Source organism: Streptomyces sp. WI03-4A (assembly GCF_033792105.1).
Taxonomy (GTDB): Bacteria; Actinomycetota; Actinomycetes; order Streptomycetales; family Streptomycetaceae; genus Streptomyces; species Streptomyces collinus_A.
In genome coordinates, this window is sequence record NZ_JARAUO010000009.1 from 19,518 (window position 1) to 42,531 (window position 23,014).

The following is a 23,014-nucleotide window of genomic DNA, read 5'->3' on the forward strand; positions in this document are numbered from 1 at the left end:
GCCCGCGGGGCGGGGCCCGGGGGCGGCGGGGCCGGGCGGGTGCCGTCACAGGCGTACGGGCAGTGCCTGGAGGCTGCGGTTGAGCAGGGACGGCTGCCATCGCGGCTCGCTTCCGGTCAGCGCGAGGCGCGGGGCGACGGCCAGCAGGTCGGTGAGGGCGGCTCCGGCCACCAGCCGGGCCAGGGGCGCCCCCAGGCAGAAGTGTTCGCCCTGGCCGAAGGCGAGGTGCGGGTTGTGGTGCCGGCGCACGTCCAGTTCGTCGGGGTGCTCGAAGCGGGACGGGTCGCGGTTGGCCGCCGCGGTGACCAGGTAGAGCCGGTCCCCGCGGCGCAGGGTCCGGCCCGCCAGTTCCCACTCGGTCCGCACCTGCCGCACGGACATCTTCGACGGCCCGTCGAAGCGCAGCAGTTCCTCCACCGCCAGGGGTGCCGTCTCGGGTTCCGCGCGCAGCGTCCGCAGTTGCTCGGGGTGGCGCAGCAGGTTCCACAAGCCGACGGCGATCAGGTTGCTGGTGGTCTCCCCGCCGGCGAACGCGATGTGGGTGAGCATCGCGGCGAACTCCTCCTCGCTGACCGTGTCGCCCACGACGCCGCCCGAGAGTGCCGCGCTGATGAGGTCGTCGCGAGGTGCGGCACGCCGTTCGCGGACCAGTGCGCGCAGGTAGGCGAAGAGGTCGAGCAGGGCCCGCTGGGAGTCCTCGTGCTCCTGGGCGGACTGCACCGAGCCGAGGGCCAGGTCGCCCACCTGGAGGGCCCAGCGCTGGAACCGCTCGGTGTCCCGTGCGGGGACGCCCATCCACGCGGCCGCGACGGTGGCGGGCAGGGGCCGGGCCAGGCCGGTCACCAGGTCGATGGCCTCGTGGCCGTCGCGGACCCGGCCGGCCAGCCGGGCCACGGCCTCCTGGACCATGGGCCGGTTGCGGCGGATCTGCTTGGGGCCGAAGGCACCCCGGAAGGCGCTGCGCAGGCGGCGGTGTTCGGGCGGGTCGACGAAGACCATCCAGCCCGCCATGATCTCGAAGGCGCGGGCGGCCTCCTCCCCGAGCAGGTGCCTCGGTGTGCGCTCCAGCATCGGGGTGATGCGGTCGGCGGAGACGGCGGGCTCGGTGAAGCAGGCGGTGACGTGGTCGTAGGCGGTCACCAGCCAGGAGCGGTGCACGGGGCTCCAGTGGACCGGATCGTGCGCGCGCAGTTCCGCGAAGTAGGGGAAGGGGTCGGCGACGACGGTGTCGTCCAGCAGGTAGCGGTCGGTGACCTGACCGGTGGTGGTCATGCCGTGCGCTCCATCAGCTCGGCGGCGATGGCGGCGATGGCCGCCACCTCCGGTTCGGTGACCATGCTCCGGTGGGTGCCGGGCAGGCGGTGCGGGGTGAGTGCGCCCGGGAACAGCTCCCGGCAGCGCCGCTCGTAGGCGGCGGGGCTGTCTCCCGCGACCACGGAAGGGCGGCCGGGGGCAGCGGTGAGCGCCTCGGCGGTGACCAGGAGGTGCACCGGCCCGCGGTAGGGCTCGGGGCGGTAGGTGGCGGCGGCGCGCAGCAGTGCCGTCCACATCGCCACCGGCCAGTCGGTCCCGAGGGCGGCTTCCGCCTCGTCGACGCCGGCGGCCAGGAGGGTCGCCACCAGCTCGCGTTCCTGGCTGATCCGTGCGGGGGTGCCGGGGGACAGTTCCCGGATCGCCTCGCGCAGGGTGACGGCCCGGTCGAGCTGGTCGAGGGCTTCGGTGACGGCGAAGAGGCCGCTCGCGTCGGGGACGGCCGGCTCCAGCAGGAGCAGGGTGTCCACCTGTTCCCCCGCGGCGGTGAGCTGGATGGCCATCTCCTGGGCGATGTTGCCGCCCATCGACCATCCGAGCAGCGCGTACGGGCCGTGCGGCTGGTGGGCGCGCAGCTCCCGGACGTAGTCGGCGGCGAGACCGCTCATCGTGTCGGCGTCGACGCCTCCGTCGAGTCCGCGTGCCTGCAGCCCGATCACCGGCCGGCCGGGCGGCAGGGCCCGGGCCAGCGGCAGGTACCAGGCGACGCTGCCGCCGCTGGGGTGCACGCAGTACAGGGGCCGCCGGGTGCCCTCGCGCAGCACGACGAGCACGTCGCCCTCCCGGCGCACCGACTGGTCCCGGGGCGGTGACTGTTCCTCCCGGCCGGTGACCGCCGCGGCCAGTGCGGCGACGGTGGGGTGCCGCAGCACGTCGGCCACGCCGACCGGCAGTCCGAGGTCGCAGGCGCGGGCCGCGACGCGGACGATGGCGAGCGAGTCGCCGCCGATGTCGAAGAAGTCGTCGTGCACGCCGACGCGGTCGAGGCGCAGCGTCTCGGCCCACAGTTTGGCCAGTCTCGCCTCGGTCTCGGTGCGTGGCTCGGTGTACGGGCGCTCGGCCCCGGCGGTGCCGCCGGGTTCGGGCAGGGCCGCCCGGTCGAGTTTGCCGTTGGCGGTCACGGGCAGCTCGGCCGTCGGCACGAACGCGGTGGGGACCATGTAGGCGGGGAGGCGGTCGCGCAGCCAGCGCCGCAGTTCGGCCGCGTCCGGGGCGGTGGCGCCCGCGGCCGGCACGACGTAGGCGGCCAGCCGGGCGTCGCCGGGCCGGTCGGTGCGGGCCAGGACGGCCGCCACGGCCACGCCGGGGTGCAGGGACAGGGTGGTCTCTATCTCGCCCAGTTCGATCCGGCGGCCCCTGATCTTCACCTGGCCGTCGAGCCGGCCGCCGTACTCCAGGACGCCGTCGGCCCGCTGTCGTCCTCGGTCCCCGGTGCGGTACAGCCGGCGGCCGCCGCCGCGCGGGTCGGGCACGAACCGGTCCGCGGTCAGGGCGGGTTGTCCGACGTAGCCCCGGGCGAGCGCCGCTCCGCCGAGGTGGATCTCGCCGCCCGCGCCCGCCGGTACCGGCCGCAGGTCGTCGTCCAGGACGAGTGCGGTGGTGCGGGCCAGGGGGCGGCCGATCGGCAGCGCGACCGTGTCCGCGCCGAGGGTTTCGACCTGGTGTGCGGTGGCGACGAAGAGACTCTCCACGGGGCCGTAGCCGTTGACGAGGCGCAGGTCAGGCCGCTGCTCGCGCAGGGCGCGGACGTGTGCGGCGGAGGCCGCCTCGCCGCCGAACAGGAGCTGCCGCAGGCCGTCCAGGCCCTGCCGTTCCTCCTCCACCACCAGGTTGAACAGCGTGGTGGTGAGGAAGGCGGTGGTGACCCGGTGACGGCGGACGGCCGCGGCGATGCCGACCGGGGTGATCGGCTCCGCGGGGTAGAGGGCGCACACGCCGCCGTGCAGCAGCGGTCCGAGGATCTCGAAGACGGCCGCGTCCCAGTTGAAGCTGCTCAGGTGCAGCACCGTCTCGTCCGGGCCGAGGTGGAAGGCGGTGTCCTGGTCGAGCAGGGAGTCGACGACCGAACGGTGTGCCAGCGCGGTGCCCTTGGGGCGGCCGGTGGTCCCGGAGGTGTAGAGGACGCAGGCGAGGTTGTCGGCGTCGGGGAGGTCGCCGGGATCGGTGTCCGGCTCGGTGGTGAAGGTCTCCTCGGTGAGCGTGATGACCGTGCCGATGCCGTCGGGCAGCGCCTGTCGCGCGGCCGGCTGGGCGAGCACCAGGTCGGCGCCGGCGTCCGCGGCGAGCCGGCCGAGGCGGTGGCCCGGGTCACGCGGGTCCAGGGGCAGGTAGGCCGCCCCCGACTTGAGGATGCCGAACAGGGCGACGACCAGGTCCACGGAGCGTTCGGCGCACAGGCCGACGACCCGCTCCGGCCCGGCGCCGTGCCGACGCAGGTGGTGGGCGATCCGGTTCGCCCGCGCGTTCAGTTCGGCGTAGGTGAGCGTGCCGCCGTCGGCGGCGAGCGCCACGCGGTGCGGGTGGGCTGCGACCTGGGCGCCGAAGACGTCGACGATGCCGCGGTCGTCGGGCGTGGCCGCCGTGTCCGGTGCCGCCTGGGCGGTGGCCGGCGCGGGGGTCAGGCTCGGGACGCCGTCCGGGTCGTCCACCATGGCGGTGAGTACCGCGCAGTAGGCGTCGGCGAGTCGTTCCACCTCGGCGCGTGACATGCGTGCCGCGTCGGCCTCGAACGAGACGCCCGTGGGTCCGGTGGTGACCATGAGGCCGAAGTTGGTCCGCGCGATCTCCTCGATCTCCTGCTTGTGTTCGCTGCCCAGGGCGTGGAAGTGCACGTAGTTGAAGGCGGTGTCGACCAGCACCTCGCCCGCCCAGCGGCCCCGCTGGAGTTCCGCGAGCGGGAAGCGCCGGTGCGGCAGTACCTCCTGTTCGGCGGCGAAGACGTCCCGCAGCAGCTCCAGCCAGCTCGTCGCGGTGGTACGTACCCCGAAGGGGACCACGTTGAGGAAGACGCCGCGCATGCCGTCCGCGCCGGCGCGTTCGGGGCGTCCGTTGGTCGCCATGCCGGTGGAGTAGGCGCTGCCGTGGGCGAGTTGACCGATCAGGTGGTAGTAGGCGGTGAACAGGACAGTCTTGCGGGGGACTTGGGCGCGTGCGGCGAGCGCGTCGATGCCGTCGCGCGGGAGGTCGTACTCACGCAGTGCCTCGTGGGTCGACTTGTCCGTCTGGCCGTCGCCGCCGGGGCGGGGCAGCCGCACCGGCGGGAAGGACTCCACCATCCGGTCCCAGAAGGCGCGGGCGGCCGGGTCGTCGACGGCGGCACGCTCCAGGGCGACGTACTCGGCGAAGCGGGGCACCGGGGGTTCGTCGGGCGGCTCGGCCGCGCCGGTGCGTGCGGACCGGTGCCGGTCCACGAGTTCCGCGATGAGGGAGGTGAGGCTCCAGCCGTCCAGCACGGCGTGGCAGTCGGTGATGGTCAGCCGGTACTCGCCGTCGTTCAGGACGTGTACGTGCAGCCTGATCAGCGGCGGGACGGACAGTTCGAACCAGCGGGTCGCCTCGGCTTCGAGGTGGGCGCGGACCCGCTCGGCCTGGGCCGCCTCGTCCATGCCCCGGAGGTCCTCCACGCCGACCGGGAGCTGTGCGTCCGCGTGGACCAGTTGCAGCGGCTCCTCGTAGCTGCTCCAGTCGAAGCCGGTGCGCAGGATCTCGTACCGGCGCACCACGGCGTCGGCGGCCCGCCGCATGGCCTCGGCGTCGAATCCGGCGGATTCCTGGATCCGGAAGCTCGTGACGTTGTGGTAGGCGTTCTTGCCGGCGTCGGCGAGCAGTTCGTACAGCATGCCCTGCTGCATGCGGGTGAGCGGGTAGGCGTCCTCGGCGTCCGCCGGGAGCCGTTCGCGGTCCTGCGGCGCGACCATGGCGAACCGCTCCACCGGTCCGTGGCGCCCGGCTTCCTGACGCAGGTCGGCGGCCGTGTCGACGGCGCGTGCCAGGTCGCCGAGTGCCTGGTGGGCGAAGACGTCGCGCAGCGCCACGGCCTGTCCGCGCCGTTCGGCCAGTCCCACCACCCGCAGCGCCAGGATGGAGTCGCCACCGAGATCGAAGAAGCGGTCCGTGACGCCGACGCGGTCCACGCCGAGCGCCTCGCACCACACGTCGGCCAGTACCCGTTCGGTGGGGGTCGCCGGCGGGACGAAGCCGCGGGCGGCCTCCAGGGCGGTGCCGCCGGCGGCGGGGAGGGCCTTGCGGTCGATCTTGCCGTTGGCCGTCAGGGGCATGGCCGGTACGACGGTGAACGTGGCCGGCACCATCGGCTCCGGCAGCCGCCGCAGCAGCCAGTGCCGCAGTTCGTCCCGCGCGGGTTCGTCGCCGGTCACCAGGTAGGCGTGCAGCCGGTACGCGCCGGTGCGGGCGCCGGCGGCCACCACGGCGGCCTGCTCGACGGCGGGGTGGCGCAGCAGTGCCGCCTCCACTTCGCCGAGTTCGATGCGGTGGCCGCGGATCTTCACCTGGTCGTCGGCGCGGCCGCGGTACTCCAGGCCTCCGTCGGGCAGCCTGCGGGCCCGGTCACCGGTGCGGTAGAGCCGCGCGCCGGGTGCGCCGCCGACCGGGTCCGGCACGAACCGGTCGGCGGTGAGGCCCGGCCTGCCCAGGTAGCCGCGGGCCAGGCCCGCGCCGCCGACGTACATCTCGCCGACGACCCCGGCGGGGACGGGCCGCAGGTGGTCGTCCAGGACGTGCACGGTCAGGTCGCCCAGGGGACGGCCGATCGGTGAGGTGGTCGCGCCGTCGAGGTCGGCGGGCGTCACGGTGTGATGGGTGACGTGCACGGTGGTCTCGGTGATGCCGTACATGTTGACCAGCCGCACGCCGGCGCCGGGCCCGTCGAGCCAGCCGTGGAACTCGGACAGGTCGAGTCTCTCCCCGCCGAACACCACCGTCCTGACGCCCAGTTCGCGCAGCGGCCGGCTGTCGAGGGCGGCACGCAGGTTGCGGAACGCGCCGGGTGTCTGGCTGAGCACCGTCACACCTTCGGCCTCCAGCAGCGCGGCGAAACGCTCGGGGTCGCGTGCGGTGGCCCGGTCGGCGAGCACCACGCTGCCGCCGCGGGCCAGCGCACCCCACAGTTCCCAGACGGAGAAGTCGAAGGCGTAGGAGTGGAACAGGCTCCACACCCCGCCGTCGGGCAGCTCCAGTGCGTGCGCACAGGAGTCGAGGAGCCGGACGACCTGCCGGTGCGGGACGCAGACGCCCTTGGGGCGGCCGGTGGAGCCGGAGGTGTAGATGATGTAGGCGAGCGAGTCGGCGTCGGTGACCGTGTCGGGGTCGTGGGTGGCCTGGTCCGCGAGCGAGGGGTCGTCGAGGGCCAGCCGGGCGCCGGGGTCGAGCGGCACCCGGTCGGCGAGGCCGGGTGAGACCACGGCGAGGCGTACCCCGGCGTCCCCGACGAGGTATTCCAGCCTCTCCCGTGGGTAGTCGGGGTCGAGCGGCAGGTACGCGCCGCCCGCCTTCAGGATGCCGAGCACGCCCACGGCCAGGTCGGCGTCGCGCTCGACGCACAGCGCGACCACGGTCTCCGGGCCGACCCCGGCGGCGCGCAGCCGGTGGGCGAGCTGGTTGGCCCGCCGGTTCAGTGCGGCGTGGTCGAGCCGATCCTCCCCGGCGACCAGGGCGGGCGCGCCGGGTCGTGCGGCGGCGTGCCGCTGGAACCGCTCGTGCAGCAGGTCGTCGCTGTCGTACGAGGCGGCGGGGGCGGTCTGTGCGGCGAGCCGGCGCCGTTCACCGTCCGGCAGCAGGGGCAGCCGTGACATCGGCGTGTCGGGGTGCGTGACGGCCAGCCGCAGGATGTGGAGGTAGTGCTCGGCCCAGCGCTCCACGGTCTCGGGGTGCCACAGGCCGGTGCGGTGGAAGAAGGCGGCGGCCAGGCCGTCGTCCCGGCGGGCCATCTGCAGGACGAGGTCGAACTTGACCGCGTCGAGGTCGAGCGGCAGCGGCGTTGCGGTCACCCCGGTGAGCCGTACGGGCCGGTCGTCGGGGTCGTCGTCCAGGGCGAACATCGTCTGGAAGAGCGGGTTGTGGTCGAGGGACCGGTCGTGTCCGACGGCGTCGACGACCCGCTCGAACGGAACGTCCTGGTGCTGGTACGCGTCCAGGGCGTCGTCGCGGACCCGGCCGAGGAGCTGGGCGAACGACGGGTCACCGGCGAGGTCGGCGCGCAGCACCACGGTGTTGGCGAAGAACCCGACGAGGTGTTCGGTCTCGGGCCGGCTGCGCCCGGACACCGGCGTGCCGATGCCGAAGTCGCTCTGCCCGCTCCAGGTGCCCAGCAGGACCTCGTAGGCGGCGAGCAGCGTCATGTACGGCGTCGCACGGTGGTCCCGGCCGAGTCGTTCCAGGCGCTGGAGCAGTTCGGGTCCGACGCGGAACTCGCGGACGTCTCCCGCGCTGTGCGCCTGGTCCGCGCGGGCCAGGTCGTACGGGAGCTCCAGCGGCGGCAGTCCGGCCAGCCGGTCACGCCAGTGGCCCGGGTCCCCGGTCGGCTCCCGGCGCTGCCAGGCGGCGAAGTCAGCCTGGCGGATGGGAAGTTCGGGCAGGCTGTGGCCGGCGTAGAGCGCTTCGAGTTCCCGGACGAGCACGCCCATCGACCAGCCGTCGGTGACGATGTGGTGGAAGGCCAGCAGCAGGACGTGCTCGTCGGGGGCGGTCCGCCACGCCGTCGCGCGGAAGAGCGGTCCGGCGGCCAGGTCGAACGGTTCCCGGGCCGCCGCCCGCGCGGCTTGCCCGGCCTCGGCGGCGGAGGCCGCCTCGCACCAGCGCACGCCGGTCCAGCCGGAGTCGACGTCCTGGTGCACTGTCCCGTCGGTCACCGTGAACCGGCTGCGCAGCGGCTCGTGGCGGGCCACCACCGTGTCGAACGCGGAGGACAGCCGGGCGCGGTCCAGGGGGCCGGTCAGCCGCCAGGCCACCGCGACGGTGTAGGCCGGGCCGGGGCCGTGGAGGCGGTCGAGGAAGACCAGGCGCTCCTGGTTGAAGGGGACCGGCAGCCTGCTCGTACCGGTGACCGGGGTGATCCGATCCGGGGTGGCGGGCCGCTCGGCGCGTCCGGCGAGCCGTCGGCGCAGCAGCCGCTGCTGTGCGGGGGTCAGGCCGTTCACGGGGTCTCCTCGGGTTCCTGGATGTTCAGCGTGCGGGCGAGGCCGGCGATGGTCCGGGCGGTGAAGAGGGCGCGGACGCTGGGCGCCGTCCCGAACCGGGAGCGCAGTCGTGAGATGACGCGCAGCGCGGTGAGCGAGTGGCCGCCGAGGGCGAAGAAGTCGTCCTCGACACCGATGCCGGGCCGGTTCAGCAGCTCCGCCCAGACCTCGGCGATGATCTTCTCCGTGGTGGTGCGCGGGGCGACGTGTCCGGTGCCGGCTTCCGTGGTGACCTCGGGCAGTGCGGACCGGTCGACCTTGCCGTTGCCGAGCAGGGGCAGGGTGTCGAGGACCGTCAGCCGTGCCGGGATCATCGTGGGCGGCAGCACGGCCTCCAGGTGGGTGCGCAGCTCGGTCACCGACACGTCCCTCCCCGGGGTGTGCCGGGCGTAGCCGGTCAGACTCCAGCCGTCGGTCCCGTCGGGGCGGGCGACCACGGCAGCGGCGCCGACCGCCGGATGCGCCGCGAGGGCCGCCTCCACCTCGGCGGGCTCGACGCGTACGCCCCGGACCTTCACCTGGCGGTCGAGCCGGCCGCGGTACTCCAGCGTTCCGTCCGCCAGCAGCCGCGCGATGTCGCCGGTGCGGTACATCCGGGTTCCGGGCGGGCCGAACGGGTCGGGCACGAAGGAGCCCGCCGTCAGGCCGGGCCGCCCGTGGTAGCCGCGGGTCACGCCGCGGCCGCCGATGCACAACTCGCCGAACACACCGATGGGTTGCGGGCGCAGCCGCTCGTCCAGCACGTGCACCGACGTGCCCGGCATCGGCCGGCCGAGGGACACCCTTTCGTGGGGCCGCGCCGGGTCGAGGTCCTCGAACGTGGTGGTGAGGGTGCATTCGGTGGGCCCGTACTGGTTGACCACGCGCCGCAGTCGGGGCAGCGCCGTGTGCAGCCGTGTCAGCAGGGCCGGGGTGCACGGCTCCCCGCTGAGCACCAGCAGCCGCAGGGCGGGGAGGTCGCGCGCCGTGAGGTCCCCGGCGTCGAGCAGTTGGTGGAGCAGGGACGGCACCATGCTGAGGACGGCGGTCGGTGCGGGTGCGCCGGGCAGGTCGGTGTGCAGGGTGGACAGGTCGGACCGGCCGGCCATGAGCACGGTCGCCCCGACGGTGAGGGGGCCGACCGCGTCGCGCAGGAAGGCGTCGAAGGAGGTGGAGGCACGCTGCAGGACGATGTCGTCGCAGTGCAGCCGGTAGTGCGCGAGGCTGGTGGCGAGGTGCTCGTCGATGCCGTCCCACTCGACGAGCACGCCCTTGGGTGTTCCGGTGGAGCCGGAGGTGTAGACGGCGTAGGCCAGTCGGCCGGGTGCCTGGGCGAGGTTCGGCGCGGTGGCGGGACAGTGGTCGAGCGCCGGGTCGGCGAGCGTGGCCGGGTCGACGACCAGCCGGATCCCGGAGTCCCTGCGCAGCAGGTGGCGGCGCTGTTCGGGCTGGTCGGGGTCGAGGCCGACGAAGGCTGCGCCGGCCTTCCAGATGCCGAGGACCGCGGTGAGGGTGTCGATGCCGCGCGGCACACACAGTCCGACCCGCGTCTCCTCGCGCACGCCGAGCGTGCGCAGGTGGTGGGCGAGGCGGTTGGAGCGGCGGTCCAGTTCGGCGTACGAGACCTGCTGGTCCCCGCTGATCACCGCCAGCGCCTCCGGCGCGGCTCGCACCTGGTCGGCGATTCGGTCGAGGAGCGGCTTCCTCCGGGCCGCGCGGGGTGTCACGAGGGTCGACACCTCGCCTGACAGGGTGGCCGGCAGGTCGCCGATCCGGGTGGCGGGGTCGGCCGCGACCGCGCCGAGCAGGGTCCGGTAGGTCTCGGCCATGCGCCGGACGGTGGCCGTGTCGAAGACGTCGGTGGCGAAGTCGATGGTTCCGGTCAGTCCGTGCGGGCCCCGCACCAGCTCCAGGGTGAGGTCCAGCTTCGCCGCTTCCCGGTCGACGGGCAGGCCCGCGCCGTGCGCCGTGCCGAGCCTGAGGGTGTCCAGGTCCCAGTCGTTGAAGCTGAACATCGCCTGGAACAGGGGGCTTTGACTCAGGTCGCGCTCAGGGCGCAGTTCCTCCACCAAGCGTCCGAAGGGCATCTGCTGGTGCTCGTAGGCGTCGAGGGCGTCGTCGCGCACCCGGGCCACGAGGTCGTCGAAGGACAGGTCGCCCGACAGGTCCGCCCGCAGGACGAGGGTGTCGAGGAAGAACCCGACGACGTCGCGGACCTCGGGCCGGTCCCGTCCTGCGACCGGGGTGCCGACCGCGAAGTCGGTCTGTCCGCTCCACCGGCCCAGCAGTGTCTGGTAGGCGGCCAGCAGGGTCATGAACAGGGTCGCATCGTGGCGCCGGCCCAGCCGTTCGAGGCGGCCCACCAGCCGGGGCCCGACGGTGAACTGCACCGAGGCGCCCGCGTGGTCGCGGGTGGCCGGGCGCGGGCGGTCGGTCGGCAGCTCCAGGGGCGGCAGGCCCTCCAGGCGCTTGCGCCAGTGCGCCATGAGGCCGGCCAGCCGGTCGTCGTCGAGTTCCCGGCGCTGCCAGGCCGCGAAGTCGGCGTAGCGCACGGGCGGCAGGGGCGGCTCGGAGCCGGCGTAGCAGGACTCCAGCTCGCGGACGAGGACGCTCATCGACCAGCCGTCCGCGATCGTGTGGTGCAGCGCCAGCGCCAGCACGTGTTCTCGGTCGTGCTCCTCGTGCCGGCCATGCTCGCGTTCGTGGCCGTGGCCGTGGTCGTGGTCGTGGCCGTGGTCGTGGTCGTGGTCGTCCACGGTGTACAGCACGGCCCGGAACAGTGGTCCCGCGGCGAGGTCGAACGGCTCGCGTGCCAGGTCGTGGACGCCGTGGACGGCTTCCTCCAGGGACCCGGCCCTGCGCCGGTCGAGGCCCACCCAGCCCGGGTCGATGTCCTGGTGCACGACGCCGTCGACGAGGGTGAAGCGTGTGCGCAGCGACTCGTGCCGGCTGACGAGCGTGTCGAGGGCGCGAGCCAGCCGGTCGTGGTCCAGGGCGCCGCTGAGCCGCCAGGCCACGGGGATCGTGTAGGCCGGGCCCGCGCCTTCGAGCTGGTCGAGGAAGACCAGTCGCTCCTGCCCGAAGGAGACAGGCAGCTCGGCGGTCTCCGCGCCGCGCGTGATCGCGGTGCCGGATTCCCCGGTGTCGCCCAGCAGGCGGGCGAGGGCGGCGATGGTGCGGGTGCGGAACAGGTCCCGGAAGGTGACCTGCCGGCCGGTGCGTTCGGCGATGGCGGCGACGGCCTTGATGGCGAGCAGGGAGTGGCCGCCGAGCGCGAAGAAGTCGTCGTCCCGGCCCGGCTCGGGAATCCCGAGGACCTGGCCCCACACGTCGGCCAGCCGCCGCTCCAGCTCGTTCGCCGGCCGGGCGCCGCCCGGGTTCGCCGGGTACGACGGCTCGGGCAGCGCGGCGCGGTCCACCTTGCCGTTGGGGGTGAGCGGCAGTGCGCCGAGCGTCACCACGGCCGCGGGCACCAGATAGCCGGGCAGCCGCTCGCCGAGGAAGTCCCGCAGCTCACCCGGCGCGACGCCGCCGGCGACGACGTACGCGACCAGGCTCAGCGCGCCGCTGCGGTCGGGGCGGGCGAGGACCACGGCGTCACGCACCGCCGGGTGGCGGCGCACCACGGTCTCGATCTCGCCCGGCTCGACGCGGAACCCGCGTACCTTGACCTGCCCGTCGGCGCGGCCCACGAACTCCAGCCGTCCCTGGGCGGTCCACCGTACGAGGTCACCGGTGCGGTACAGCCGGCCGCCCGGCGGACCGAAGGGGTCGGGCACGAAGCGTTCCGCGGTCGGGCCCGGCTTGCCGAGGTAGCCGCGGGCCAGGCCGGCCCCACCGAGCAGCAGCTCTCCGACGACGCCGACGGGGACCGGCCGCAGCCGCTCGTCGACGACGTGGGCGGTGGTGTGGTGCAGCGGCAGGCCGATCGGCACCGGCCGGCCGTCGGCCGGCTCGGTCACCGGGTGCCAGGTGGCGAAGGTGGTCGACTCGGCCGGGCCGTACATGTGGAGCAGCCGTCCGGGCGGGTCGGCGAGCAGGGCGTCGACGGCGCCGGGGTCCGCGGCCTCGCCGCCGAAGAGCACGGCGCGCAGGCCGGCCAGGGCGTCGGGGCGTTGCCGTACGACCTGGTTGAACAGGGCGGTGGTGAGGAAGAGGACGGTGACGCGGTGGTGGGCGAGGTGGTCGGCGAGCCCGTCCGGGGAGAGCGCGGTGTCGGGCGGGGTGACCACGATCGTGGCCCCGGCGACCAACGGCGCCCACACCTCGAACGTCGCCGCGTCGAAGACCGGGTTGGCCGCGAACGCGACCCGGTCGTCCGGGCCGAGGGGAAGGTAGCCGCCCTCGTGGACCGTGCGGAGCAGGCCGCGGTGGGTGAGGCCGATGCCCTTGGGTGTGCCGGTGGAGCCGGAGGTGTGGACGACAAAGGCGAGCTGGTCCGGGTGGACGTCCACCTCGGGTGCGGAGTCCGGAGGGGTCGCGGTGTCCGCCGCCCGCGCGGTGCCGGGCACCGTCGCGGTGCCGGGCACCGTCGCGGTGCCGGGCACCGTCGCGGTTTCGTCGAGCGCCCGGCTGATGTCGACCACCCGGCAGTCCAGGTCGTCGGCGCTCATGTGCCCGGCGGTGGTGACCAGGAGGCGGGCACCGGTCTCGGCGAGCACGTAGCGGCTGCGCTCGGCGGGCTGCTCGGCGTCCAGCGGCACGTAGGCCGCGCCGGCCTTGAGGACGGCCAGCTGGGCCGCGACCAGGTCGGCCCCGCGTGGCAGGGCGACCGCGACGGCCGTCTCCGGGCCGGCTCCCAGGGAGCGCAGACGGTGGGCAAGGCGGTTGGCACGCAGGTCCAGTTCGGCGTAGCTCCACACGGTGGTGCCGTCGACGACGGCGGGCCGGGTGCCGTGGCGGGCCGCCTGCTCGGCGACGAGTTCGTGCAGGGCGCGTTCGGGCAGCTCCGGGCGGGGCGCGGTGCCGGCCTCGACGAGCCGCTGCCGGGCTGCGGCGTCCAGGACGTCCCAGTCGCCGAGCCGGCCGCCGGTGTCCTCGGCCAGTGCGAGGAGCACCTGCCGGTAGCCGTCGGCGAGCCGACGCGCCGTGGAGGGGTCGAACAGTCCGGTGGCGTACTCGATGACGCCGGTGCAGGTGCCGTCGGCCGCCTGGTCGACGAAGAGGGTCAGGTCGAACTTGGCGGTCCGCCAGTTCAGCGGGATCTCCTCGGCTGCCGTGCCGGGCAGCCGCAGGGCGGTGGCGGTGCCGTCCCGCAGGGCGAACATGGTCTGGAACACGGGGGTGCGGCTGAGGTCGCGCTCGGGGTGCAGTTCCTCGACGACCCGCTCGAACGGGACATCCTGGTGGTCGTACCCGTCGAGGGTGGCCTCGCGTACGCGGCCCAGCAGCTCGGCGAGCGTGGGGTCGCCACTCAGATCGGCCCTGACCGGAAGGGTGTTGACGAAGAAGCCGACGACGTTCTCCACGTCGGCGCTCGACCGGCCGGCGACCGGGATGCCCACCACGAAGTCGGTCTGTCCGCTCCACCGGCCCAGCAGCACCTGGAAGGCGGCCAGCAGCAGGGTGTGCAGGGTGGCCGCGCCGTCCTGGGCGCGCCGGGTCAGCCGGTGCAGCGCCTCCTGCGGCAGGTCGAACCGGAACGTGTCCCCCTCGGTGCCGAGCAGCGCGGGGCGCGGCCGGTCGGTGGGCAGTTCCAGTACCGGCGCCCCGTCGAGCGTGCGCCGCCACCAGTCCAGTTGGGCGGACAGCCGCTCCTCGGACAGGGCGGCCCGCTGCCGGCGCGCGAAGTCGGTGTAGCGCACCGGCGGCGCCGGCGGGGTGCTCCCGGCGTACAGGCTGCCCAGTTCGCGGGCGATGACGCCCAGGGACCAGCCGTCCGCGACGAGGTGGTGCAGCATCAGCAGCAGCACGTCGTGCCGCGGCAGCCGTACCAGCACCGCCCGCCAGGCGGGCCCGGCGACCAGGTCGAACGGCCGGGCGATCTCCACCGCCGCCAGGTCGTCGCTCCACTCGTCGGCGTCGATCCGGCGCAGGTCCACGGTGGGCTCCGGCTCGACGACCGGCGGGGTGCCGACGCCCGGGAAACGGGTGCGCAGGGCGTCGTGCCGGGCGGCCAGGCGCTCCAGGGAGCGCCGCAGGATCGTCTCGTCGAGCCGGCCGTCCACCCGCCAGGCGACGGGGATGACGTAGCCGGCGCTGTCCGGGTTCATGTGCTGGAGGAACAGCAGCCGTTCCTGCCCGAACGAGGCGACGGCCGGTCCGTCGCCGCCGTCCGGTCCGTCGCCGCCGGACGGGGCGGGCGGTGCCGGCGCCGCGGCCTGCCCGGACCCGTCGGCCCGGGCGGCGAGTTCCGCGATCGTCAGCCCCTCGAAGAGGTCGCGGATCGAGAGGTGGAGACCCGCCTCGTCCCGCAGGCGGGCCACGAGCCGCACCGCGAGCAGGGAGTGTCCGCCGAGCGCGAAGAACGGGTCGTCGATCCCGATGTGCGCCATGCCGAACACCGAGGCCCAGACGGCCGCCAGCCGCTCCTGGAGCGGGTTCTGCGGCGCCCTGTACGGGACGGCCAACTCGGGCCGGTCGGGTGCCGGCAGGGCCTTGCGGTCCAGCTTGCCGCTGTTGGTCAGGGGCAGTTCGTCCAGCTCGACCAGTGTCGACGGCACCATGTAGGCGGGCAGCCGGCCGGCGAGCGCCGTCCGCAGCGTTTCCCGGTCCAGGCCGTCGCCCGACGCGACGACGTACGCCACGATGCGTGTGTCGGCGCCGGACCCGGTGGCCACGACGACCCCCGCCCGCACCTCCGGCTGGTCGTTGAGCACCGTCTGGATCTCGCCCAGTTCCACGCGGTTGCCGGCGAGCTTGAGCTGTTCGTCGGCCCGGCCGAGGTAGTCGACGACGCCCGGACCGTGCCAGGCCGCCACGTCCCCGCTGCGGTACATGCGGCCACCCGGTTCGCCGAACGGGTCCGGGAGGAAGCGCTCGGCGGTGAGGCCCGGCTGCCCGGAGTAGCCGCGGGCGAGCTGCACACCCGCCAGGTACAGCTCCCCCTCACCGTCGTCCGGGACGGGGCGCAGGTCCGGGTCGAGGATGTGCAGCTGCGTGTCGGCGACCGCCGCGCCGATCGGCACCGACGGCTCCTGCCACTCTGGCCGGCACCGCCAGGCGCTGACCTCGATGGAGGTCTCGGTGGGGCCGTAGAGGTTGTGCAGCTCGACGTGCGGCAGCGCGCGCAGCACCCGGTTCTGCACGTCGGGGGGCAGTGCCTCGCCGCTCGCCAGGATGCGCCGCAGGCTGGTGCAGTCCCCGGCCCCCGGCTCACCGGCGAACAGCGCCAGCATGGTGGGGATGAAGTGGACGGACGTGATCTCCCGGCGCCGGATGAGGTCCACGAGGTATCCGCTGTCCCGGTGGCCGCCGGGCCGGGCGATGACCAGGCGTGCCCCTACCATCAGCGGCCAGAACAGCTCGTGCACCGACACGTCGAAGGCGTACGGGGTCTTCTGCAGCACCCGCTCGTCCGCGGTCATCCCGTACTCGTGCTGCCCCCAGCGCAGCCGGTTGCAGACACCGCGGTGCTCGGCGACGACGCCCTTGGGCCGACCGGTGGAGCCCGAGGTGTACATCAGGTAGGCCGCGTTGCGTTCGTGGACGTCCACCCCGCAGGGCTCGTCCGGCTCTCCCGCGGTGTCGGCCGGGCGTACCTCGGGCAGGTCGGGCACCCCGAGGTCGAGGTCGGCGCCCGGGCCGCGGACCAGGGCCGCCGCGCCGGCCTGCCGGACCATGTACGACAGCCGTTCGGCGGGCAGTTCCAGGTCCAGCGGCAGATAGGCGGCACCGCTCTTGAGGACGCCCAGGAGCGAGACGACGAGGTCCAGGGAGCGTTCGGCGCCGACCGCCACGACCGTCTCCGGTCCGGCGCCGCGCCGGCGCAGGGCGTGGGCCAGCCGGTTGGCCCGGCCGTCCATCTCCCGGTAGGTCAGTTCTTCGCCCTCGAACTCCAGGGCCACGGCGTCGGGCGTGCGCCGGACCTGGGCCTCGACCAGCCCGTGCATCGTGCTCATGCCTGCTGCTCCTCGGTTGCCTGCTCGATGTCGTCTCCCACCTGGTCCGCCAGGGCGGCCTCCACGTCCTCGGTGCTCATCGCGGCGATCTCGCGCACGAGTTGCTCCTCGACCGCGTCGGCGAGCCGGGCGACCGTCGGCCGTTCGAAGAGGGTGCGGACACCGATGTCCACACCGAACGCCGTGCGCAGCCGGAGGGTGGCCCTGGTGGCCAGGAGGGAGTGGCCGCCGAGGTGGAAGAAGTCGTCGTGGACGCCGATGCGGTCCAGTTGCAGCACTTCCCGCCAGACGTCGGCTATGGCCTTCTCGGTGGGGGTGCGGGGTGCGGTGTAGTCGTCGGTGAGGTCGGGCCGGTGGCCGTCGGGGTCGGGCAGCCGCCCTCGGTCGATCTTTCCGCCCACGGTCCGGGGCAGTTCCTCGAGCGTGACGAACAGTGCCGGGACCATGTAGTGGGGCAGTCGGTCGGACAGCCAGTCGCGTACGTCGTCGGCGGCGAGGTCTGCTGCTCCGGTGAGGTAGGCGACCAGCCGGTCCCGCCACGCCACGACCACCGCGTCCTCGACACCCGGATACTCGCGCAGCCGGGCCTCCACCTCACCGGTCTCGACGCGGAAGCCACGGACCTTGACCTGGTCGTCGGTGCGCCCGCAGAAGGCCAGTTGCCCGTCGTTGCGCCAGCGCACCAGGTCACCGGTGCGGTACATCCGCGCCCCCGGCTCGGCGGCGAACGGATCGGGCAGGAAACGCTCACCCGTCAGCCCCGACCGACCCACATAACCTCGCGCCAACTGCGTTCCACCGACGAACAGTTCGCCCACGGCCCCGGCCGGCACCTGCCGCAGCCCCCCGTCGAGCACATACAGGGACCGCTCCCCCACGGCACGCCCGACCGGCACACCACCGTCCACATCACTGGCGTCGGCGTCCGCGGGAATGTCGAACACCGTCGACGTCACCACCGCCTCCGTCGGACCGTAGGTGTTCACCACCGCCATGTCGGGGAAGCGCCGGCCCCACCACGCCAGGTCGGCGGGCCGCACGACGTCACCGCCGAGGACCAGCAGGCGCAGGTGCGGGGGGTTCCAGTCGAGCCCGGAGGTGGCGGACAGGTCGGTGATCAGTTCGGTGAGATAGGCGGGTACCAGCTCCATCACCGTCACGCGGTTGTGCTCGACCTCGGTGAGGAGTTGGGTGGGGGCCACCAGCCCGTGCTCGGGAAGCACCAGCGCCGCACCGCAGGTCAGCGCCGGGAAGATCTGCTCCACCGACGCGTCGAACGCCAACGAGGCGAACTGCAGCACCCGGTCACCGGGGCCCAGTCCGAACCGGGCCCGCATCCGCCCCACATGAGCCGCCCACTGCCCACGGGCCACCCCCACACCCTTCGGCCGCCCCGTCGACCCGGACGTGTAGATCACATACGCGAGCTGACCATCGGCGATCGGCAGGCCCGGATCGTCCTCACGACCGCCGGCCGGAACCTCCTCCACCACCACATCCGCGCCCACGTCCGAGCAGATGAACTCCACCCGCTCACCCGGCCACTGCGGATCCAGCGGCACATACACACCACCGGCCTTCAACACCCCCAACACCGCCGCCAGCATGTCCACACCCCGCCGCAACCGGACCCCCACCGGCACCTCGGCACCCACACCACGCTCCACCAACCACCACGCCACCCGGTTCGCCCGCGCGTTCAACTCCCCATAAGAAACCGGCACACCGCCACACCACACCGCCACCGCGTCCGGCGCCCGCCGCGCCCGCTCCTCGAACAACGCCACCGGATCACCCACCACACCCGACGGCACCTGCCCCGCACCCCACCGCCGCACCAGACCCGCCTCATCCACCGGCAGACCCAGCCCACTCACCCGAACCCCCGGCTCAGCCACCACCGCCGCCAACAACTCCCGGCAGCGCCGCACCAGACGAGACACCGACACCTCGTCGAACAGATCCGTCCGGTACTGCACGAACCCGCCGGCGGCTTCGGGGTCGGTGGTGAAGGTGAACATGAGGTCGTACTTGGTGACGTCGAAGGGCACCTCGACCGGGTGCAGTCGTGCGGCTCCGAGTCGCGGAGCCGCGATGGAGCGGACCTCCAGGTCGAACATCACCTGGAACAGCGGCGAGCGGCTGAGATCGCGGTCGGGGCGCAGTTCCTGGACCACACGCTCGAAGGGAGCGTCCTGATGACCGAGCGCTTCGACGGTGCGGTCGCGGACGCGGCCGAGCAGTTCGGCGAAGGTCGGATCGTCCGCCAGCTCGGCACGCACCACCAGCGTGTTCACGAACAACCCGATGAGGTTCTCCACCTCGGGCCTGGACCGACCCGCCACCGGCGTACCGACACCGAAGTCCCGCTGCCCACTCCACTGCCCCAGCAACACCTGGAACACCGCCAGCAACGTCATGTACAACGTCGCCCCGTGCTCCCGCCCCAACCGCTCCAGCCCCGCCACCAACTCCGGCTCCAACCGGAACCCGTACGTCGCCCCCGACCACCCCGCACGCACCGGACGCGGACGATCCGTCGGCAACTCCAACGCCGGCAACCCACCCAACCGCTCACGCCAGTACGCGAGATCACGGGCGAGGGTGTCGCCGCGCTCGCGGCGCTGCCAGTCGGTGTAGTCGGCGTACTGGATCGGCGGTTCGGGCAGTCGCGCGCCGTCGTAGAGCTCACCGAGTTCGCGGACGAGGACGCCCATCGACCAGCCGTCGGTGACGATGTGGTGCATCGCGACGATCAGCAGGTGGTCGGAGGGGCCGAGCTGCCAGACGAGGGTGCGGAAGAGTGGTCCGCTCTCCAGGTCGAAGGGCAGGTGCAGTTCGTCGGTGGCCTGGCGTATCGCCTCGTCGAGGGGGTGGGGCAGGTGGCTCAGGTCCCGCCATGTGCTGGTCGCGTCACAGTGGGCGGCGACGCGCTGGACGGGCTGGGAGTCGACGCACGGGAAGGTCGTGCGCAGGGTTTCGTGCCGGTGGACGAGCTGTCGCAGGGCCTCGTCCAGCCGCCGACGGTCGAGGGGGCCGTCGACCCGCCAGGCCAGCGCCGCCATGTAGTCGGGCGCGTCGGGTTCGAGGCGGTTGAGGAACCACAGTCCCTCCTGCGCGTGGGAGAGGGGGAAGTCACCGCTGCGGGCCTGCCGGCGGATCATCGGCTGCGGCTCGGCGGGCGTGGCCGGCAGTGCCGCGGCGAACTCGGCGATGGTCGGGTGTGCGAAGAAGTCCCGGATGTCGACGGGCTGTTCCAGCGCCTTGACCAGCCGTGCCACGGCCAGGGTCACCAGGAGGGAGTGGCCGCCGAGGTGGAAGAAGTCGTCGTGGACGCCGATGCGGTCCAGTTGCAGCACTTCCTGCCAGACGTCGGCTATGGCCTTCTCGGTGGGGGTGCGGGGTGCGGTGTAGTCGTCGGTGAGATCGGGGCGGTGGCCGTCGGGGTCGGGCAGCCGTCCTCGGTCGATCTTTCCGCCCACGGTCCGGGGCAGTTCCTCGAGCGTGACGAACAGCGCCGGGACCATGTAGTGGGGCAGTCGGTCGGCCAGCCAGTCGCGTACGTCGTCGGCGGCGAGGTCTGCTGCTCCGGTGAGGTAGGCGACCAGCCGGTCCCGCCACGCCACGACCACCGCGTCCTCGACACCCGGATACTCGCGCAGCCGGGCCTCCACCTCACCGGTCTCGACGCGGAAGCCACGGACCTTGACCTGGTCGTCGGTGCGCCCGCAGAACGCCAGTTGCCCGTCGTTGCGCCAGCGCACCAGGTCACCGGTGCGGTACATCCGCGCCCCCGGCTCGGCGGCGAACGGATCGGGCAGGAAACGCTCACCCGTCAACCCCGACCGACCCACATACCCCCGGGCCAACTGCGTACCAGCGATGAAGAGTTCGCCGACCGCGCCGGCCGGCACCTGACGCAGCCGCTCGTCGAGCACGTACAGGGACCGCTCCCCCACGGCACGCCCCACCGGCACACCACCGTCCACGTCACTGACGTCCGCGGGAATGTCGAACACCGTCGACGTCACCACCGCCTCCGTCGGACCGTAGGCGTTGAGCAGCGGGACACCGGGGGCGTGTTTCGACCAGCGGAGCGGGTCTCCCGGCCGCACGGTGTCACCGCCGAGGATCATCAGGCGCAGCGAGTCCGGCACCGACCGGCTCCGTTCGTCGAGCCGGTCCACCAGCTCACCGAAGTAGGCCGGGGGCAGGTTGGCGATGGTGACCCGGTGCCGTTCGAGGTCGGTGAGGAGTTGGGTGGGGGCCACGAGCCCGTGCTCGGGAAGCACCAGCGCCGCACCGCAGGTCAGCGCCGGGAAGATCTGCTCCACCGACGCGTCGAACGCCAACGAGGCGAACTGCAGCACCCGGTCACCGGGGCCCAGTCCGAACCGGGCCCGCATCCGCCCCACATGAGCCGCCCACTGCCCACGGGCCACCCCCACACCCTTCGGCCGCCCCGTCGACCCGGACGTGTAGATCACATACGCGAGCTGACCATCGGCGATCGGCAGGCCCGGATCGTCCTCACGACCGCCGGCCGGAACCTCCTCCACCACCACATCCGCGCCCACGTCCGAGCAGATGAACTCCACCCGCTCAGCCGGCCACTGCGGATCCAGCGGCACATACACACCACCGGCCTTCAACACCCCCAACACCGCCGCCAGCATGTCCACACCCCGCCGCAACCGGACCCCCACCGGCACCTCGGCACCCACACCACGCTCCACCAACCACCACGCCACCCGGTTCGCCCGCGCGTTCAACTCGCCATAAGAAACCGGCACACCGCCACACCACACCGCCACCGCGTCCGGCGCCCGCCGCGCCCGCTCCTCGAACAATGCCACCGGATCACCCACCACACCCGACGGCACCTGCCCCGCACCCCACCGCCGCACCAGACCCGCCTCATCCACCGGCAGACCCAGCCCACTCACCCGAACCCCCGGCTCAGCCACCACCGCCGCCAACAACTCCCGGCAGCGCCGCACCAGACGAGACACCGACACCTCGTCGAACAGATCCGTCCGGTAGACGACGGTCATCGCCGTGCCGTCGTCGCCGGGCTGGGCGAACAGGGAGAGTGCGAACAGGGCGTTGGGGCGGTCGCTGTCGAAGTCGGAGAACTGAAGGGTTCCGGTCCGCGGGCCGGCGTCGGGGAGGTTCTGCATGGCGAACCAGGCGTCGATGAGCGAGTCGGTGTCCTGGCGTTCCGGGCGCAGTTCGCGCACGACCCGCTCGTAGGGCACGTCCTGGTGGTCCAGGGCGTCCAGGGTCTGGTCGCGGACGCGGCGGAGCAGTTCGGCGAAGGTCGGATCGTCCGCCAGCTCGGCACGCACCACCAGCGTGTTCACGAACAACCCGATGAGGTTCTCCACCTCGGGCCTGGACCGACCCGCCACCGGCGTACCGACACCGAAGTCCCGCTGCCCACTCCACTGCCCCAGCAACACCTGGAACACCGCCAGCAACGTCATGTACAACGTCGCCCCGTGCTCCCGCCCCAACCGCTCCAGCCCCGCCACCAACTCCGGCTCCAACCGGAACCCGTACGTCGCCCCCGACCACCCCGCACGCACCGGACGCGGACGATCCGTCGGCAACTCCAACGCCGGCAACCCACCCAACCGCTCACGCCAGTACGCGAGACCCTCCGACAGACGTCCGCGGTCGAGCTCCTGCCGTTGTTCCTCGGCGTACTGCGAGTAGGTGAGCGGGAGTTCGGGCAGCGCCGCGCCCTCGTGGAGGGTGGCGAGTTCGCGGACGAGGACGCCCGTCGACCAGCCGTCCGAGACGATGTGGTGCACAGCCGCCAGGAGGACGTGCGTGGTCTCGCTGAGCTTCCACACGACGACCTTCAGCAGGGGGCCCGTGCTCAGGTCGAAGGGCCGGGCGGCCTCGACGCGGGCCTCTTCGTCGATCTGTTCCACGGAGGTGGCCCGGCGCCAGTCGACGGTGACGTCCGCGCTCTCCGCCACCAGGCTCCAGGCGGCGCCGTCACGCTCGGTGAAGCGGGTGCGCAGCGTCTCGTGGCGGGCCACCAGCAGGGACAGCGCCCGCTCCAGCGCGGCCGGTTCCAGCGGGCCGCGCACCCACCACATCGGCGTCGTGACGTAGGCGGTGCTGCGCCCGCCTTCCAGCCGGTCGAGGAACCACATGCGCTCCTGTGCGAAGGACGGGCGGCGGCCGATCTCGTGGTGCCCGTCCGTCCGAAGCCTGTTCGTCCCTGATCGCTGCACGAGCGCTCCTCTCCCCAGCCCAGAGCCGCTGCCTGGTGTCGTCGTTCAGGAGGATCACCGTGGGAAGCGGGGTGCCGATAGGGGAACCACTACTCGTCGTGCGTCGCCCGCGACGCGCCGTGGCTCGATACGAGCGGCCGAACAACGCTGTCCGGGAAGCCGGTTGACGGTGTTCACACCCCGGTGACCTGGGGCCGACGCGGCCGTCCTCCCCTTATGCCAA

At 73.4% G+C, this 23,014-nt stretch carries 4 protein-coding genes; all 4 read right to left on the minus strand.

What is annotated here, in order from left to right; translation table 11 throughout:
• Positions 1-45 precede the first annotated feature (45 nt).
• From PV343_RS12470 to PV343_RS12485, 4 genes are read right to left on the minus strand one after another with little or no spacing between them, the layout of a single operon-like run.
• Complete coding sequence (locus tag PV343_RS12470; RefSeq protein WP_319146930.1) at positions 46-1,272, minus strand: cytochrome P450; 1,227 nt, start codon at positions 1,270-1,272, stop codon at positions 46-48.
• Positions 1,269-8,465, minus strand: a complete 7,197-nt coding sequence (locus PV343_RS12475; protein WP_319146931.1) for a non-ribosomal peptide synthetase — start codon at positions 8,463-8,465, stop codon at positions 1,269-1,271. The genes PV343_RS12470 and PV343_RS12475 overlap by 4 nt, the downstream gene beginning before the upstream one ends.
• Positions 8,462-16,543 (minus strand): non-ribosomal peptide synthetase, encoded by an 8,082-nt coding sequence (locus PV343_RS12480; protein WP_319146932.1) that lies wholly within the window; start codon positions 16,541-16,543, stop codon positions 8,462-8,464. Before PV343_RS12480 ends, PV343_RS12475 begins: the two co-directional genes overlap by 4 nt.
• Positions 16,540-22,791: a non-ribosomal peptide synthetase gene (locus PV343_RS12485; protein ID WP_319146933.1), complete on the minus strand. Its 6,252-nt coding sequence runs from the start codon at positions 22,789-22,791 to the stop codon at positions 16,540-16,542. Before PV343_RS12485 ends, PV343_RS12480 begins: the two co-directional genes overlap by 4 nt.
• Between the last annotated feature and the right edge of the window lie 223 nt (positions 22,792-23,014).